General features: G+C 35.9%; 14 protein-coding genes. 13 read left to right on the forward strand and 1 reads right to left on the reverse strand.

What is annotated here, in order from left to right; translation table 11 throughout:
- Position 1 precedes the first annotated feature (1 nt).
- The 13 genes from BCR22_RS00665 to BCR22_RS00720 all read left to right on the forward strand — a co-directional run bounded on the left by BCR22_RS00665 (position 2) and on the right by BCR22_RS00720 (position 15,016).
- Complete coding sequence (locus BCR22_RS00665; protein ID WP_069653073.1) at positions 2 to 637, forward strand: hypothetical protein; 636 nt, start codon at positions 2 to 4, stop codon at positions 635 to 637.
- A complete protein-coding gene (locus BCR22_RS00670) occupies positions 638 to 1,228 on the forward strand; it encodes a hypothetical protein (protein WP_069653074.1) in 591 nt (196 codons plus the stop codon). It begins immediately after the preceding gene.
- Between the two features lie 18 nt (positions 1,229 to 1,246).
- Entirely contained in the window at positions 1,247 to 5,218 is a 3,972-nt protein-coding gene (locus BCR22_RS00675) for a pectate lyase-like adhesive domain-containing protein (protein WP_069653075.1), read from the forward strand.
- Between the two features lie 501 nt (positions 5,219 to 5,719).
- Entirely contained in the window at positions 5,720 to 6,163 is a 444-nt protein-coding gene (gene zapA / locus BCR22_RS00680) for a cell division protein ZapA (RefSeq protein ID WP_069653076.1), read from the forward strand.
- 17 nt (positions 6,164 to 6,180) lie between these two features.
- Positions 6,181 to 6,729 (forward strand): CvpA family protein, encoded by a 549-nt coding sequence (locus tag BCR22_RS00685; RefSeq protein WP_069653077.1) that lies wholly within the window; start codon positions 6,181 to 6,183, stop codon positions 6,727 to 6,729.
- A gap of 42 nt (positions 6,730 to 6,771) precedes the next feature.
- Positions 6,772 to 9,138 (forward strand): endonuclease MutS2, encoded by a 2,367-nt coding sequence (locus BCR22_RS00690; RefSeq protein WP_069653078.1) that lies wholly within the window; start codon positions 6,772 to 6,774, stop codon positions 9,136 to 9,138.
- Positions 9,139 to 9,348: 210 nt separating this feature from the next.
- Positions 9,349 to 9,663, forward strand: coding sequence for a thioredoxin (gene trxA / locus BCR22_RS00695; RefSeq protein WP_069653079.1), 315 nt, complete (start codon positions 9,349 to 9,351; stop codon positions 9,661 to 9,663).
- Positions 9,664 to 9,764: 101 nt separating this feature from the next.
- Complete coding sequence (gene uvrC / locus BCR22_RS00700) at positions 9,765 to 11,564, forward strand: excinuclease ABC subunit UvrC (RefSeq protein WP_069653080.1); 1,800 nt, start codon at positions 9,765 to 9,767, stop codon at positions 11,562 to 11,564.
- A gap of 175 nt (positions 11,565 to 11,739) precedes the next feature.
- Complete coding sequence (locus BCR22_RS00705; RefSeq protein ID WP_069653081.1) at positions 11,740 to 12,060, forward strand: PadR family transcriptional regulator; 321 nt, start codon at positions 11,740 to 11,742, stop codon at positions 12,058 to 12,060.
- Between the two features lie 56 nt (positions 12,061 to 12,116).
- Complete coding sequence (locus BCR22_RS14785; RefSeq protein WP_083241709.1) at positions 12,117 to 12,335, forward strand: DUF2812 domain-containing protein; 219 nt, start codon at positions 12,117 to 12,119, stop codon at positions 12,333 to 12,335.
- 55 nt (positions 12,336 to 12,390) lie between these two features.
- Entirely contained in the window at positions 12,391 to 12,741 is a 351-nt protein-coding gene (locus tag BCR22_RS14790; protein WP_141706517.1) for a hypothetical protein, read from the forward strand.
- 117 nt (positions 12,742 to 12,858) lie between these two features.
- Complete coding sequence (locus tag BCR22_RS00715) at positions 12,859 to 13,755, forward strand: ABC transporter ATP-binding protein (protein WP_069653082.1); 897 nt, start codon at positions 12,859 to 12,861, stop codon at positions 13,753 to 13,755.
- A complete protein-coding gene (locus tag BCR22_RS00720; RefSeq protein ID WP_069653083.1) occupies positions 13,748 to 15,016 on the forward strand; it encodes an ABC transporter permease in 1,269 nt (422 codons plus the stop codon). Before BCR22_RS00715 ends, BCR22_RS00720 begins: the two co-directional genes overlap by 8 nt.
- A 128-nt stretch (positions 15,017 to 15,144) precedes the next feature.
- Here BCR22_RS00720 and BCR22_RS00725 read toward each other — a convergent pair whose 3' ends face one another.
- Positions 15,145 to 16,143 (reverse strand): LacI family DNA-binding transcriptional regulator, encoded by a 999-nt coding sequence (locus tag BCR22_RS00725; RefSeq protein WP_069653084.1) that lies wholly within the window; start codon positions 16,141 to 16,143, stop codon positions 15,145 to 15,147.
- Positions 16,144 to 16,212 lie beyond the last annotated feature (69 nt).

The following is a 16,212-nucleotide window of genomic DNA, read 5'->3' on the forward strand; positions in this document are numbered from 1 at the left end:
TATGAATATTAATCTATTGCCAGATAAATTTTATAAAAATCAAGCCTCTCTTTTTTTGATTACCTTCTTTCTTGTGTTAATTGGCGTCGGTGTTGCAGGTCTTGCGATGATGTATTTAGTGAGTCAGCAAGAAGCAACAATGTTAGAAAAATCGGTAAAAACAAAAAAGATGGAGCAGGCACAATTGACCGGTCAGATTGTAAAGTTAAAAAAAGAACAGTCTGAAGAAGTCCAGCAATACTTGACAGAGCTAAAAGGGAAGCAAGTGCTATTTGCTGATATAGCAAAAAATTTAGATGAAATGGTCATAAAATATAACCAAACCATCGAATCGTATCAGATTGTTATTCCTTTACTTGAAACTGCAGGGAATGAAGCCAGTGCAGTCAGTTCTCAAGAAGGGTTAAAAACAGAAGCAGGACAAGAATTGATTCAACTTGATTTAACGATCAAAGGGCCGAAATTATCTAACATTGGTGCTTTAACTGAAGTATTAAGTGAAATCGAATGGATTAATCAAGCAACGCTTTTGTCTGCATCATTTGAAGAAGATTCTGGTGATAAATTCGAATCAGTTATCCAATTACAAATGCTAAAGGAAAAATTACCTTCAATCAATAGAGGAGGAAAAGAGTAAATGAAGACAGTCATCTTTACAAAAAAGCATATTGTAATGTTTATCGTATTTTTATTCCTGTCTCTCATCCTGATTGTTTTAGGTTGGTCTATGGGAATTGCCCCTAAACAAGAAGAAATTGGGAAAATCAAACAAGAAGACGCAACAATAAAAAGTGAAGTAAAGGCTTTACAACACTCTATGAAAGAGTTGAAAGGAAAGAAAAATCTACTCGATTCTGCGATTGTGAATGAATTACCACGATTTTCCAAGGGAATTCAAATGAAGGAATATCTAACAGGATTGGAACAAAAAGTGGCAAAAAATAGAATCACACTAAAACAAATCACAGCAGAAGATACCTTACTTTTTTCTTCCCCAAGCGATCAAACCAAAAAAGTTTATTCAAGTAACATTGTTTTAGAATTTAGTGCCACAGGGAAAAAAGAAGTTGTTGATTTTATCTATACTTTAGAAAATGATCAGCGTTTTATTAAAGTAACTGATTTAAGCTATAAAAGTTCCTCAGAAGAGGGAAGCGGGGCAACATTTGATATTACCTTGTTATTTAATATGTATTATTTAAATGTCAAAGAGGAATCAAAAGAGTAAAGAAAGGAGGGGAAATTCATGAAGCAAATGAAATCCAAAAGGATCGCTATAGGGATAGGAAGTCTATTTTTTATGTTAACTATGGCATTTTTGAGTTATCAAGCTTATTGGTTCTTTCATGATTTTGGAAAAAATAAGTACAGTTTGAATATAGAAGAATACATTCATCCAGAGATGAAGGAAAAAATTGGAATAATTATTGAACTATCAATAACGAATCCCAAAGAAGAAACGATAACGATAAAATCAAAAAACAATCAACTGATCACTCCAGAAACCTTAGAAGCAGTAAAAAGTGATAGTCTAGAAATGGTAACAGCACAACCATCAGGAAACAACGGCGTAAAGATTAAAATCAAACAATCAGACAAAAAAACAACGCTAAAAATACCTTTGCCGATTGTTCGAGACAGTAAAGACAAAATTGAAATTTACCGACATAAGCGAAAAATTAAAACAATGAACATAAATTACACCTCTCCTAAAGAAAAAACTGAAACATCTTCGTTGATTGTCCAACCCAAAATGTATGCAACGACAGGTTCGATTACTTCAACTAACAGTTATGAGATGTTTAGTTCACCTTCTGTCCTACAAATTCAAAACTATACTCCGTCATCCACTAAAAGAATCGTGACGACTTATCAGCAATTGATTGCCGCAATCAAAGATAACTCCACCGACCATATTGAATTTGGTGCAAATATTTCAGGAACAACTGCATTACCAGAAGTCAATCGTTCGTTAATGATTGATGGCAAGGGGTTCACTTTTACTACAGGCACAGGAAATAATCGGTCATTTCAATTAGGATCAGCTAAACGTTTCTTTGTTGTAAAAAATATGAATGTCGATAGCAAAAACAACAGTGGGCTGATCCGTAGCACGCAAGATGGTTGGACGATTTTAACAGAAAATATTCAAAATACTTATGCGAGTAATGCTGGAACTTTTATTGATGCCTCCAGGTCCTATTTAGTGATGAAAGGTCAAACGAATTGGAATTCTGGTACGACAGGCAACAATGTTGTAAATGCTAAGGAAATTTTGATAACGGAACAGGCTGACATCCGTATTCAAGGGAGAGTATCCGTAATTAGGATGCATCCGGGAAATAGAATCAACACAGTTTTTGTCATAGAAAAAGGCTCGAAGCTCGCATTGCATAGTAGAGAAGGTCAAGCCATTTATGCCAATAGCCAAGGGTACGTAAATAAAGTTCATTTTGAAGCGAGAGATGAGGGGACCGTCCTTAATGCAACATCTAACGGAGCGTTAATAGATTATTACGGTGCGACTATTTCTATATGTGGTTCATCTAATAATAGCTCTGAAGCAACTAAATCAGCGACAAAAGTAACCAGCGGTGCAAAGGTAAATATTCATAGTTTAGGTCTAAATAATAATAAAAAAAGAGCGCAGCCAGCAATGATCAATCAAGTGACAAACGGTAATTTTTATGTTGATGGAAAAGGTTCCGAGTTAAATTTAACCTCAGAGGGGGAAAGTAATAATATCGGTGCGGTCCTTCGTTTCCGATTGGTTGGAGGGCAAACATTTCTTCTCACTAATAAAGGGAAAGTATCGATAACCAAAAAGAATGGATCAGCATCCGGTATTCGCTTGTATGGACAAAACAATCAGTTTTTTGTAAAAAGCGGTGGCTATCTTCAAATCAATAATCAGGCAGATAAATCTGATAATGGTGGACCGGTAAATGGTTCAGATACAGGAGGCAAACAAGGGATTCAATTTCCAATAGATGGCTCTGGGAAGACGTCGATCTTTTCTCTTGAAGGAAAGGAAAGTGAAGTATACATCAATGCATCTCTAGGCCCAGCGCTATGGACGCAAAGTGGTAGTCTTAGGTTTTTAGTAGGGAAAGATACTGTGTTTCGAGCAGAAGGACACACCTATTCTCAAAATAGTGGGGTGATTCAATCAGCAGGTCAAGCCGATTTTGAATTAGATCAACCGAGTTTTTATGACATAAGAAACAACCGTAAAAATGGGGGACAAGTATTCTCAAATGGCTCTAATAATGGCACTTTTAAAGTGAAAAAATCTTATCTTTCTGTTTGGGAAATCAAAAATGGCCTTGATTTAGATCAAGATCCAGATGCTTATTGGGCACCGATTTCGTATACATTAAAAGGACGGAATTTCGAAACAATCGTAAGTACCGATTATGTAGATGAATTCAATCAAAGTACGTATAAAGGAGCTAACCATTATGCTCGTATGAGTGGTAATAGTTCTGCCCCAATCGTAGATGAGCTGAGAATTCCAACGAATGCTGATAAAAAAATCTATGGGCATGTTAGCGTAAAAGTCGGTTATGGAGAAGAAATTCGAGATGCTTGGGAAAAGGAAGTTCTAGTGAAAGTTAAAATTACAAGAGGCAATACTGTACTCATGGAAAAAGAAGTTCTGACAAAAGGATACAAAGGTGCAAAAAATCTTCCAGGTGTTCAGCAATGGGATGAGCAAAAACCACGAGGTGGAATAGTCGTCGTTGAGTTAGCTGATTTTATTAAAACTGGTGATAAAGTAGAAATTATCGGTGCTACTCGTGGAAGAAATCGAGACAGTTTAGAAGTTCCATCGCTTCTTGTTAAACCAGTCACAACAGTAGATGTCACACCGCCAATGGAATTAACAATAGAAAAAGATTCAATTTCCGGAAAGTCAGATACCCTCACAAATGCAAGCAAACAAATCAAAGGCACGATCGATTTATATGATAAACGACATGATAATCAATTAACAGAAAAAATGTACATTTTTGCGAAAGTAAACAATCAATTTTTAGAGAGTACATTGACAGAAGTAACGAGTGAAGGGAAAAGTATCACGGATTCTAAAGTGAATTGGACAATCAATTTACCGAGATATCTAGCATCCAATGAAACAATCGAAATTTTCGCGAAAGATAGCAACGTTCTTGATGATTTAAAGGATAAAGAGCAATTAAATACGTATAGTAAAGATCCTAATGGCATTGGTGGCAATAGTATGCCGTCAAGTAGCAGTTATGGGCATTATAAAGGCTATCATGATGCAGTTAAGTCAGGCAAACAAGATGACCGATTTAAGCCCGCTAAACTAATGTCTGTTGAAGATATAATGCCAGAAGAGTTATCGTTAGAAAACTTGAAGGTCGAAGCTAGTACGAAAGAAAAAGATCCTGTAACGAATAAAGAAGTTGATATCACTAGAATCGGTAGTTTATTGACGTATTCAGGCGAAATAAGAAGTGCGAACAATCATCCATCCGAATCAAAAAAAGTGATTAGAAATGTTCTCTTCACTACCGAGATTCCCGCTGATCTTGATGATTCATCAAGTAGTTTTACCTTCTTTTTTGAAAAAAATGGGAAACCAATTATTGGGCAGTATGATCAGGCATCAAGGATATTGTCCGTCAATGTTGACACTTTAACCAAGGATGATGTACTTACATTCAATTTTTCCACTAAAGTGACGGATGTTCCAGAAGGCTCACCAGAGTTTAGTTTAACTGTAAAAGCGCAAGGGAAATCACCAAATGAAGAGCCATTTATACCAGGCGACTTTATTTTGGAGAATCAAAAAACGTTGACAGACGAAGCAACGATGACAAGTCCAATGCCTAAAAAAGGAAGCGAAAATGAAACTGAATCGATCATCGAAGATGGGAAAGCGTATGTGAGACTATCTGTAATCAATAAACGTTTAACCGCTTATTATAGAAATGTGACAAAAATTGTCGTGAAAATCGATGGTGATACCTATCGATCATTTGATAAGACATCTGGTTTACAGGAACTATCAACTGCTGAAAAGTCGATTGTACTTGACATACCGATTGATCAGCATCGCCGAAATATTACGGCTGAATACTATTATCCAGATCCACAAAATACGAGTAATTCGCTAAAAGCAATTACAACGTGGAACAAAAAGAAATGGAATAAGGATGTAAATGATGCGCTAGATCCAGAAAAATAGCGAGTGGCACTGGTAAGAGTTAATAAAACCATTTTATTTTATAGATAAATATTGTATATCCTTTTGACTCGATGGCACATTTAGTCGAAAGTGTTATTTAATAGTTTTATACAATCTGTAGTGAGGTTGGGAAAGAAGTACTTAATTATCTTAGTGCTTTAGTTCTTTGAATTTGATGTGCTAGATGCAAAGCGTACTGCTTGCTTCTACAGCAACCGTTGATCTGAATTCTTTAGGGGGTGGAATGTGACTCGTAGAGTCATGTCCCACCCTCATTTCGTTTTTTATAATTTAGTTTAGGGATTCTTTGGAAAAATTTATAACTTGTATTAAAAAAGGTATTTTTAAGTGAAAATCTAATAAAAGCTGTAATAATAACACTAGACCTTTAATTTTTTGATTTAGTAGCATATAATAAGAAAGGGTTTATTTGAGAACGCACAATAATAACTTTCATGGTACAATAGCATGTAATGGATCACTACAGGAGGGAACACTATCATGGTCAAAGAAAAAACTAGATATAAAGCTGTGATTGCCGATCATACCTATACGATCATCGGACAAGAAAGCAAACAACATATGGATTTAGTAACGAAATTAGTCAATGAACAACTAGCTGAAATCAAACATATCTCACCACAAACAAACGATGAACAAGCCTCTGTTTTATTAGCGATCAATGCCATTTCTGATCAGTTAAAAAAACAGGAAAAAGTGCTTAACTTAGAACAAGAAGTAGCAGAACTAAAAAAACGTACAATCAGACTGGCTGAACTAGAAAATCGAATCAAACGCATCGAAGCAATAGAAGAAGAAGCAAGAGTCGTTCTGAAAAAAAATGGACAAGAAGATGTAGAAATACACAATCATATGGAAGCTCAGCAAATCTTAAATGAAAATCGAAAACAACAGATTCAAAGTAAAAGCACCCAAGACCAATAATCTGAGAGGATGACAGGATGTTAACACTACTTATTTTATTACTTTTTGCCATTGGATTTTATACAGGAGCTAGACGTGGATTGATTTTACAAGTGTTATATACATTTGGCTATTTTTGTTCTTATTTTATAGCTAAAACGTACTATAAAAGTTTTGCTTCCCATCTAGAATTGTTCATCCCGTATCCATCACCAACACCTGATACTAAATTGGTCTTCTTTAATCAAAAGCTTACGCTTGATTTAGATCAAGCATTTTACGGAGCGGTAGCATTTTTGCTTATTTTAGCAGCAGGTTGGTTAGTTGTCCGATTTTTGGCGATTTTTGCGCATGGATTGGTATTTGTACCAGTCTTAAAACAAGCAAATTGGCTAGCTGGAGGATTAATAAGTTTGATCGTCGTTTATATCGGAGTATTTTTAGTTTTAAGTACTGTATCGATGTTGCCAGTCGATTCAGTCCAAAATCAATTTAAAAACAGCGGATTAGCAAGTTTTATCATAAAAGATACCCCTATTTTTTCTAAACAAATCTACCATTTATGGATTGAGCAGATGATTAAATAAGAAAAAACATTAAGAATCATTACAAGAACAGAAGGTGAAAAAATGAATACACGAATTTTAACAACGTTAGGCTTTGATAAGGTCAAACAGCTAATTTCCCAATTTGTTGTTACAGCTCAAGGCTTGGAAGAGGTTGAACATTTAGTACCAGTAAATGAGGAGACCAGTATTCAGGCTTGGTTAAGAGAAACAGAAGATGGCTTGAAAGTCCAGCGATTGCGTGGTGGTATTCCAATTCCGAAGTTAGAGAATATTCGTCCGCATATGAAGCGAATTGAAATTGGTGCTGATTTAAATGGTATCGAATTGGCGCATATTGGACGTGTCTTGTCTACAACTTCTGAAATGATACGTTTCTTTGATGATTTACAAGATAGTGAGATCGAACTACTGAGACTTTATGCTTGGAACGATCAATTAGTCGTTTTACCTGAACTGAGTCGACGATTGAAAGAGTCAATTGATGATGAGGGGCGAGTAACCGATGAAGCCTCACCAGAATTGAAAATCATTCGGCATAATATTCGTAGAACAGAACAGACGATTCGCGAACAATTAGATGGAATCGTTAGAGGGAAAAATGCCAAATATTTAAGTGATGCGATCGTCACGATGAGAAATGAACGTTACGTAATTCCAGTTAAACAAGAATACAAGAGTGTGTTTGGCGGAGTTGTTCACGATCAAAGTTCTTCAGGTCAGACATTGTTTGTAGAGCCGAAACAAATCGTTGAGTTGAACAATCGTTTACGTCAACATCAAATTGCAGAACGTAACGAAATCGAGCGGATTTTATCTGAGTTGTCTGCCGAGCTAGTACCGCATCGAAATGATATCATGCACAATGCATACGTTATTGGTAAATTAGATTTTGTAAATGCCAAAGCTCGATTCGGGAAACAACTAAATGCAGTTGTTCCAAAAATCAGTGAAGAAAACCACATTTACTTTAAGCAAGCCAGACATCCGTTATTAGATCAAGAAAAAGCTGTTCCAAACGATATCACGATTGGAAAAGAATATCAGGCAGTTGTGATCACAGGACCAAATACAGGTGGTAAGACGATTACCCTTAAAACACTTGGTTTGCTTCAACTGATGGGGCAATCTGGCTTACCAATTCCTGCGGGTGAAGAAAGTCAAATGGGTATTTTTGATGAAGTTTTCGCTGATATCGGAGATGAACAATCAATCGAACAAAGTTTAAGTACGTTTTCTTCTCACATGACAAATATTGTTGATGTCTTGAAAAAAGTAGACAATCATAGTTTAGTCCTATTCGATGAGTTAGGTGCAGGAACCGATCCGCAAGAAGGTGCAGCTCTGGCGATTTCGATTTTAGATGCATTAGGTAGTAAAAGTGCTTATGTAATGGCAACGACCCATTATCCTGAATTAAAAGTTTATGGATATAATCGTACAGGCACGATTAACGCTAGTATGGAATTTGACGTAGACACCTTGAGTCCAACGTACCGCTTATTGATAGGCGTTCCAGGACGTAGTAATGCGTTTGAAATTTCAAAACGACTTGGTTTGGATACAGCTATTATAGATGAGGCAAAACACATTATGGACGGTGAAAGCCAAGATCTTAATGAAATGATTGCTGATTTGGAAAATCGTCGTAAAATGGCTGAGACGGAATATTTAGAAGTTCGTCATTATGTAGAGGAAGCAGAGCGTTTGCATCATGAGTTGAAAGAAGCCTATAGTTACTTTTTCGATGAGCGAGAAAAAGAAATGACAAAAGCCCGCCAAAAAGCCAATGAACTTGTGTCACAAGCAGAGGAAGAAGCTGCTGGTATTATTTCAGATATTCGTAAAATGCAGTTAAGCAGTGGCAATCAAGGTGGCATCAAAGAACATCAATTAATCGATGCTAAATCTAAGCTTTCGAGTCTTCACCATGAAGAGGCAAAACTAGAAAAAAATAAAGTGCTAAAAAAAGCTAAAGAACAAAAGAAACTAAAAATAGGTGATGAAGTAATCGTCAATACTTATGGACAACGTGGAACGTTGATTCGTAAATCAAGCGATAATGAATGGCAAGTTCAATTGGGCATATTAAAGATGTCAGTTGCCGAAAGTGATATGACACCCGTCGCCCCAGAAAAAGAACCGAGGCAAAGAGTGACGGCAGTTCGTTCTAGTGAAAGTAGTCATGTGGCAAACCAATTAGATTTACGAGGAAAACGGTATGAAGAAGCGTTGGCTGAAGTCGATCAATACTTAGATGCAGCGATTTTAGCGGGCTATCCTCAAGTGACGATTGTACATGGTAAGGGAACTGGCGCTTTACGGACAGGCATTACGGATTACTTGAAAAACCATCGTAGTGTGAGTAGTTATGAATTCGCACCAGGTAACCAAGGTGGTAATGGCGCAACAATCGTAAAATTCAACTAATCTGCTTACCTTTAGTAAGCAGAAAACTAGTCGAATGAACAGACGAGTGCTATAATTACTTTATAAATCATCAACTAGCTTTGCAGGCTACTTTTTGGAACGGAGATAAGAATAGAGTGAAGTTAAAGGGATCTCAATCAATTTTTCTTCTTCTTCTTCTTTCAAGGTTAGACAATCCTGTTCAGCTTTAATACGTAGGAGGGCTATAATATGACACAAGTAATTACAGATAAAGAATTTTCAACTGAAACAGATAGCGGTCTTGTTTTAATCGATTTTTGGGCAACATGGTGCGGACCTTGTCGTATGCAATCGCCGATTTTAGAGCAATTAAGTGAAGAATATGATGAAAGTGAAGTGAAAATTGCGAAGATGGATGTCGATGAAAATCCAGAAACGCCCGCTTCATTTGGAATCATGAGTATTCCAACATTATTGTTGAAAAAAGACGGTGAAGTTGTAGAAAAAGCAGTAGGTGTTCATTCGAAAGAACAGTTACGTGCAATGATTGAAAAATACCTGTAGAATCAAACGTAGGATGGGGAACTTCTTCATCCTATTTTTTATGTCTTACTATAAAGATAATGGTATAATATAATGTATCAAGGAAGAAGAAAGGAAGTATTATGAACGATAGAATCAAAAACAAATTAGCATTGCTTCCTGACCAACCAGGTTGTTACTTGATGAAAGACAAAAATGGAACAATCATTTACGTTGGTAAAGCAAAAGTGTTAAAAAATCGTGTTCGTTCTTATTTCAGCGGTAGCCATGATACAAAAACAGAACGGCTTGTCAGCGAGATAGAAGATTTTGAATATATAGTGACTGAATCAAATATTGAAGCATTATTACTTGAAATCAATTTGATCCACAAAAATGATCCTAAGTACAATATCATGTTGAAAGACGATAAAAGCTATCCTTTTATTAAAATTACAAACGAAGATTATCCTCGTTTGTTGATTACTAGAAAAGTTTCAAAGGACAAAGCTCTTTATTTTGGGCCATATCCAGATGTTGGTGCAGCAAATGAGACGAAACGATTGCTGGATCGTCTTTTTCCATTAAGAAAATGCCGAGTGTTACCCAAAGAAGTTTGCCTTTATTACCACATGGGCCAGTGTTTAGCTCCTTGTGTTTTTGATATTCCTAAATCAACTTATACAGAAATGGTTTCAGAAATCAAAAGTTTTTTAAACGGAGGACACCCAGTTATTCAAGAAGAAATACAACGAAAAATGAATGAAGCTGCTGAAAATATGGAATTTGAAAAGGCAGCAGAATATCGTGATCAAATCAAAGCGATTGAAACAGTCATGACACGTCAAAAAATGACGAATGCAGATTTGGTCGATCGTGATGTCTTCGGGTATTCAGTTGACAAGGGCTGGATGTGTGTTCAGGTGTTCTTTATCCGTCAAGGTAAGTTGATTGAGAGAGATGTTTCAATTTTTCCTTTTTACAATGAAGAAGAAGAAGATTTTTTAACCTTTATCGGGCAGTTCTATCAAGAAAATGAACACTTTATTCCTAGAGAAGTCTTGATTCCAGATAACATTGATATTGCGAGTGTAGAGGCGATGCTTTCAACCAAAGTACTACAACCTCAACGCGGGGAGAAGAAGAAATTAGTTAAGTTAGCGGGCAAAAATGCGACGGTCGCTTTACAGGAAAAATTTGATTTGATTGTACGGAAACAAGAACGAACAATTGGGGCAGTCGAAAAGTTAGGAAACGCGATGAATATCCCGACACCTATCAGAATTGAAGCATTTGATAACTCGAATATTATGGGGACGGATCCAGTTTCGGCGATGGTTGTTTTTATTGATGGTCGACCAGATAAGAAGGAATACCGTAAATACAAAATAAAAACGGTGAAAGGTCCAGATGATTATGCCTCAATGCGTGAAGTGATTTATCGTCGCTATTCAAGAGTTTTGAAAGAGAACCTCCCATTTCCAGATCTGATTGTAATCGATGGAGGAAAAGGGCAGATTGATGCAGCGAAAGAAGTATTAGATAATCAATTAGGCTTGGACATTCCGATTGCAGGATTGGCGAAAAATGATAAGCACAAAACGAGCGAACTACTTTTTGGACCGAATTTGGCTGTTGTTCCTCTAGAAAGAAATTCGCAAGAGTTCTTTTTATTACAGCGTATTCAAGATGAAGTCCATCGCTTTGCTATTACCTTCCATCGACAATTAAGAAGTAAAAACAGCTTTGCTTCTCGCTTGGATAATATAGAAGGATTGGGTCCAAAAAGGAAAAAAGAGTTGCTCAAACAATTTAAGTCCTTAAAAAATATCACGGCCGCTTCGATTGAAGAACTAAATGCATCTGGTTTGCCGAAGAATGTTGCTAAAAATGTCTACGATCACTTGCATCAGGATGAAACTGATTCTGGTGAGAACGTATGATGGCTGATTAACTAAAAAAAGCTAAATTCATTTTTATGAGTTTAGTTTTTTATTTTAATCGATAATTACAGAAAAAGTGGTTTAGCCCATTTAAAAACGTTTGACATATGAAGAAATTCACGATACTCTATCGTTAGGTGATATATCATCTGACGATATAAAGGAGTAAGATACCATGGAAGATACACTGACGGATTCCACTTATTTGATTCTGTTAGCATTACTAGAACCGCAACATGGATACGCTATCATGAAAGAAGTAAATGTAGTAACAAATGGCCAAGTCGACATTGGTCCAGCGAGTATGTACACTATTTTAAAAAAGTTACAAAAGAGCGAGTTGATCACGCTAGAAGAAAGTAACGAACGGAAGAAAACGTATTTAATTACGGATAAAGGGCTCGCAATTTTAGAGTTAGATATTGAGCGCAGGAAACTTCTCTATCAAGCTGGAAACCGTCTATTAGCTGAAAAAAGGAGAAAAAAAGGATCATAATTCAGGGGAAGAAATACATTTTTTCAAAGTGAATTACTTTTTATCCAGAAAAAGAAATGCAACTTTTAAAGAGACAAGCAGAAGATGGCTGGCACTTTGAAAAAATGAATCAAGCTGGTTTTCTTGTATTCGAAAAGGGAAATCCGGAAAAAAAGGATTTTTCAGTCGATTTCTTTGAGGGATCATCTGAAGAATTATCTGAATATTTGGTAATCTATAAAGAAGCTGGTTGGAAAAATATAGGCAATTATAAAGATAAATATTATTATTTTTAAAGCTGAATGAGAGACACCGACAATCTATTCAGATTCTGACAGTTACTGGATTCGTATGAAGAAAGAATGGCTATGGTTATTCCTGTGTGAGCTTATCTATTTACCGATCGGTATTTGTTTCCTTATGCTTGTGTTCTTAACAAAAGAATCTCAAAATGATATTTTAGGGAATGTATTTGTCAGAGGTATTTTACTATCTTTAGGGACGATGCTCACCGTATTACCGCTAGGAGTAACGGTAACAATTGTCTTTTCATTGATTATTTATAGGGATCGTACAAAATATTATCATCATCCAGAACGTTTTGCCAAACGACAAAAAGTTCTGAGAGATTCCATAGTCTTAGCAATTTTAGGTGCTATTGTAGGAATGCTGTTCAGTCTTTTATTAAAGACCTTTTTTTAAACTAATTGGGGCACATGGTACAATCTGTTAAAAGGTCAAAGAATATGTTGACGAATAAAATAGAAACTGTACTTTTGAATAAAAATAGATTTTAATTTGAAAATAGGAGGATGGATAATGTTAGAAGTAAAGAATTTGGTTAAAACATTTGGAAATTATACAGCTGTTGACAACATGTCTTTTGAAATTCCAGATGGAAAAATACTGGGACTAATTGGTCAAAACGGTGCTGGGAAGACGACAACTTTCCGTTTGATTTTAGACTTTTTGACACAAGATAGTGGGGTTGTCCTTTGGAATGGTCATCAGCTAAGTGGTAAAGACTATAACGATATTGGTTACTTACCAGAAGAACGTGGTTTGTATCCAAAAGTCTCTATTCAGGAGCAATTGATTTACTTTGCTGAATTAAGAGGGAAAACGAAAAAAGAAATTGAACCGAAAATTGATGAATGGATGGAGAAGTTCAAAGTCAAAGGGAAAAAAACGGATAAAGTAAAATCACTTTCAAAAGGAAATCAACAAAAAGTTCAACTGATTGCCACATTGATCCATGAACCAAAATTAGTGATTCTAGATGAACCCTTTAGTGGACTAGACCCAGTGAATGCTGAGCTATTAAAAGATGGGATCATTGCATTAAAAGAGAAGGGGTCCTGTGTGATTTTCTCCAGCCATAATATGGATAATGTTGAAAAAATCTGTGATCATCTTGTTATGCTAAGAAGTGGGAAAATGGTTCTTAATGGTAAAGTTCATGAAATTCGTGAAAGTTTCGGCCGCACGAAAGTCTTCTTAGAATCGCCATTGAGTCCTGAAGATGTTTTAGCAATCGACGGGGTTCAGTCTGCAGTAAAACGCGGAGATGTTGTTGAAGTAACCTTAAATGATCCAGACGCAGGGCAAGAAATTTTTGCTCGTGCTACACAGTTCGGCTATATTCCGATGTTCAATCAGCAACCACCTACCTTAGAAGAAATATTCAAGATGAAAGCAGGTGAACCAAATGAGTAAATTTTGGATTATAGCGAGAGATGTATATAAAAAGAATGTTAAATCTCTTTCCTTTATTATTATGATCCTTGTACCCTTTATTGTCATGGGAATTATTTATATTGCTGGTTCTTTGGCGGGTGGTTTTTCTGAGGAGACGAAAGTGGGTCTTGTTTCTGATAATCAAGCATTAGCAGAACAATTAGCACAGTCAAAAACAGATGATTATACATTTAAAGTAATGAAATCGCAAAAAGAAGCTGAGAAACAATTAAAAGAGAAAAATCTTGAAGCTTTTCTTGTTTTAGAAACTAAATCAGAACAGATTCATGGAGAATTATATGCAGAATCTTCTTTAGGAACAACGACAGAATTGATGATGGGGCAAATGCTTAACGGTCTTCAATCTTCATTCAATGCAAGTAAACTTAATTTAACCACAGAACAATTAGCAAGTTTAAGTCAACCGGCGAATTTTGAGAAGACTAAAGTTCGCTTTGACGATAATGGAAAAATGATAACGGGACAAGATAATACAGCGATTCAATCAGCAATGTCATTTGTGATAACGATTGTTCTTTGGGTGATTATTATCACGTATGCATCCATTATTGCTCAGGAAATTGCTTCTGAAAAAGGAACCCGGATCATGGAAGTTATTTTATCCAGTACGAAAGCCCAAACGCATTTTTATGGAAAATTGACTGGGGTCATTTTGGTTGCACTTACTCAAATTGTGATTTACGCAGCGGCAATCGGGATTGGGTATACACAATTGAAAGACATGGATATCGTAAAAGGATTTCTAGAAGGTCTTTCTTCCACGACTATTTTTGGTAGTTTTTTATTCTTCACTTTAGCATTTTTTGTGTTAGGAGTATTGGTCTATTCAGTCTTAGCAGCATTATGTGGATCATTGGTATCAAAACCAGAAGACACGGCAAAAGCAGTTCAACCGATCATTTACATTGCTATGATTGGCTATTTCATTGGGATTACATTAGGAACAAGTGATCCACAAAATATTGTGATCAAAGTATCTTCTTACATTCCGTTGATTTCATCTTTTATTATGCCGATTCGTTTAGCTAGCGAAACCGTCACTACTGCAGGGGCGCTGATTTCTGTAGGGATCTTGATTGTGTTCGGTCTATTATTGACGATGTTTTCAGCTAAATTGTATAAATCAAACGTTTTAGTTTATAGCGAAGGTGGTGTTTTGAAATCATTGAAACAATCGATTTCAATTCTGAAAAATGAACGCAAAAAAATAGTTAAATAGGTATTAAAAGAAATTAGGACAGAAGTGTTTAACGCTTAGAATTTGATGTGATCGAATCAAAGCGCAGTAATTGCTTCAGCTCTCCTTATTTATTTGAATTCCTTGAGGCAGAGATAGGACTCATAGAGTTATGTCTCTGCCTCTTCATGTTTTCGTATTGGAACGGTTTCCCTTTCGATTAAGCGAACGCTCATTTCTTGTTCTGGAATAGTTTCTTTGTTGAGCTGGTTATGAATATAAATAAATGAATTTTCTGCTTGCAGTTTGATTGAATAATCAACTGTTGTAATATGCATCAACCGACTGATCTCGCTATTATCAAAGCCAATGACAGCTACATCATCGGGAATAGAATAGCCTAAAGATTGAAGTTCAGAAATAAAACCTGCTGCAACTGAATCGGTGTAAAACGCCATGGCATCTGTTTTAGTTTTCATTTCATGCCATAATTGGGCAATATGACGTCCATTGTCCACTCTATCATCATCACGAAAGATCCATTCCTCGTTGATTGAAATATTTTTTTCCTTGTGGAAATCATCAATGGCTCTTATACGTGCCTTAGTATTTAGATTCACAGAATTCCCTAAAACATGACCAATCGAACGGTATCCACGCTGATAAAGGTAATCTAGCGAACGTAAGTATCCTGAATAATGATCGATATAAGAAGAATAGACGCGTTCAGAATCAATTCGATGCCAAGTAGCAATCGGACCATAAAGACTGTAAGGTTCGATTACTTCCCATTTATTTGACCTAGTTAAAATAAATACACCATCGAGCTGTTTGTATTTCATTTGATTCAGGGCATCAATCTCTTTCTTTTGATCTCCATCGGTAAAATAAAGTGTGACATAGTAATTATAGGATTTGGCAATAGAAATAAAACTTTCAAGAAAAATACCCAAAGGATCTATAAATCCATGTGCAAGAAAACCAATCGTCTTTGTTTCACCACTTTGAAGATTTCGAGCAATCAAGTTAGGAGAGTAGGATAGCGCTTCCATTGCATCTAAAACTTTTTTTCGACTTTCTTGACCAACATAACCATTCCCAGAAATAACTCTAGAAACAGTGGATTTTGAGACTTGTGCTTTTTTTGCTACATCAATAATTGTAGTCATGTTGACACCTCGCTAATTAAATAGAAAAAATATTCTTCACTTTTTAGTATAACATAAAATAGTTGAAAA

The sequence above is a fragment of the Enterococcus plantarum genome, from assembly GCF_001730295.1.
GTDB lineage: Bacteria > Bacillota > Bacilli > Lactobacillales > Enterococcaceae > Enterococcus_L > Enterococcus_L plantarum.

Excerpts from the sequence above, each read along its gene's own strand:
- zapA (WP_069653076.1), top strand. The coding sequence starts at position 5,720 with ATGGTCAAAGAAAAAACTAGATATAAAGCTGTGATTGCCGATCATACC.
- trxA (WP_069653079.1), top strand. The coding sequence starts at position 9,349 with ATGACACAAGTAATTACAGATAAAGAATTTTCAACTGAAACAGATAGC.
- uvrC (WP_069653080.1), top strand. The coding sequence starts at position 9,765 with ATGAACGATAGAATCAAAAACAAATTAGCATTGCTTCCTGACCAACCA.
- BCR22_RS00705 (WP_069653081.1), top strand. The coding sequence starts at position 11,740 with ATGGAAGATACACTGACGGATTCCACTTATTTGATTCTGTTAGCATTA.
- BCR22_RS14790 (WP_141706517.1), top strand. The coding sequence starts at position 12,391 with ATGAAGAAAGAATGGCTATGGTTATTCCTGTGTGAGCTTATCTATTTA.
- BCR22_RS00715 (WP_069653082.1), top strand. The coding sequence starts at position 12,859 with ATGTTAGAAGTAAAGAATTTGGTTAAAACATTTGGAAATTATACAGCT.
- BCR22_RS00720 (WP_069653083.1), top strand. The coding sequence starts at position 13,748 with ATGAGTAAATTTTGGATTATAGCGAGAGATGTATATAAAAAGAATGTT.
- BCR22_RS00725 (WP_069653084.1), bottom strand. The coding sequence starts at position 16,143 with ATGACTACAATTATTGATGTAGCAAAAAAAGCACAAGTCTCAAAATCC.
- BCR22_RS14785 (WP_083241709.1), top strand. The coding sequence starts at position 12,117 with ATGCAACTTTTAAAGAGACAAGCAGAAGATGGCTGGCACTTTGAAAAA.
- BCR22_RS00675 (WP_069653075.1), top strand. The coding sequence starts at position 1,247 with ATGAAGCAAATGAAATCCAAAAGGATCGCTATAGGGATAGGAAGTCTA.
- BCR22_RS00670 (WP_069653074.1), top strand. The coding sequence starts at position 638 with ATGAAGACAGTCATCTTTACAAAAAAGCATATTGTAATGTTTATCGTA.
- BCR22_RS00685 (WP_069653077.1), top strand. The coding sequence starts at position 6,181 with ATGTTAACACTACTTATTTTATTACTTTTTGCCATTGGATTTTATACA.
- BCR22_RS00665 (WP_069653073.1), top strand. The coding sequence starts at position 2 with ATGAATATTAATCTATTGCCAGATAAATTTTATAAAAATCAAGCCTCT.
- BCR22_RS00690 (WP_069653078.1), top strand. The coding sequence starts at position 6,772 with ATGAATACACGAATTTTAACAACGTTAGGCTTTGATAAGGTCAAACAG.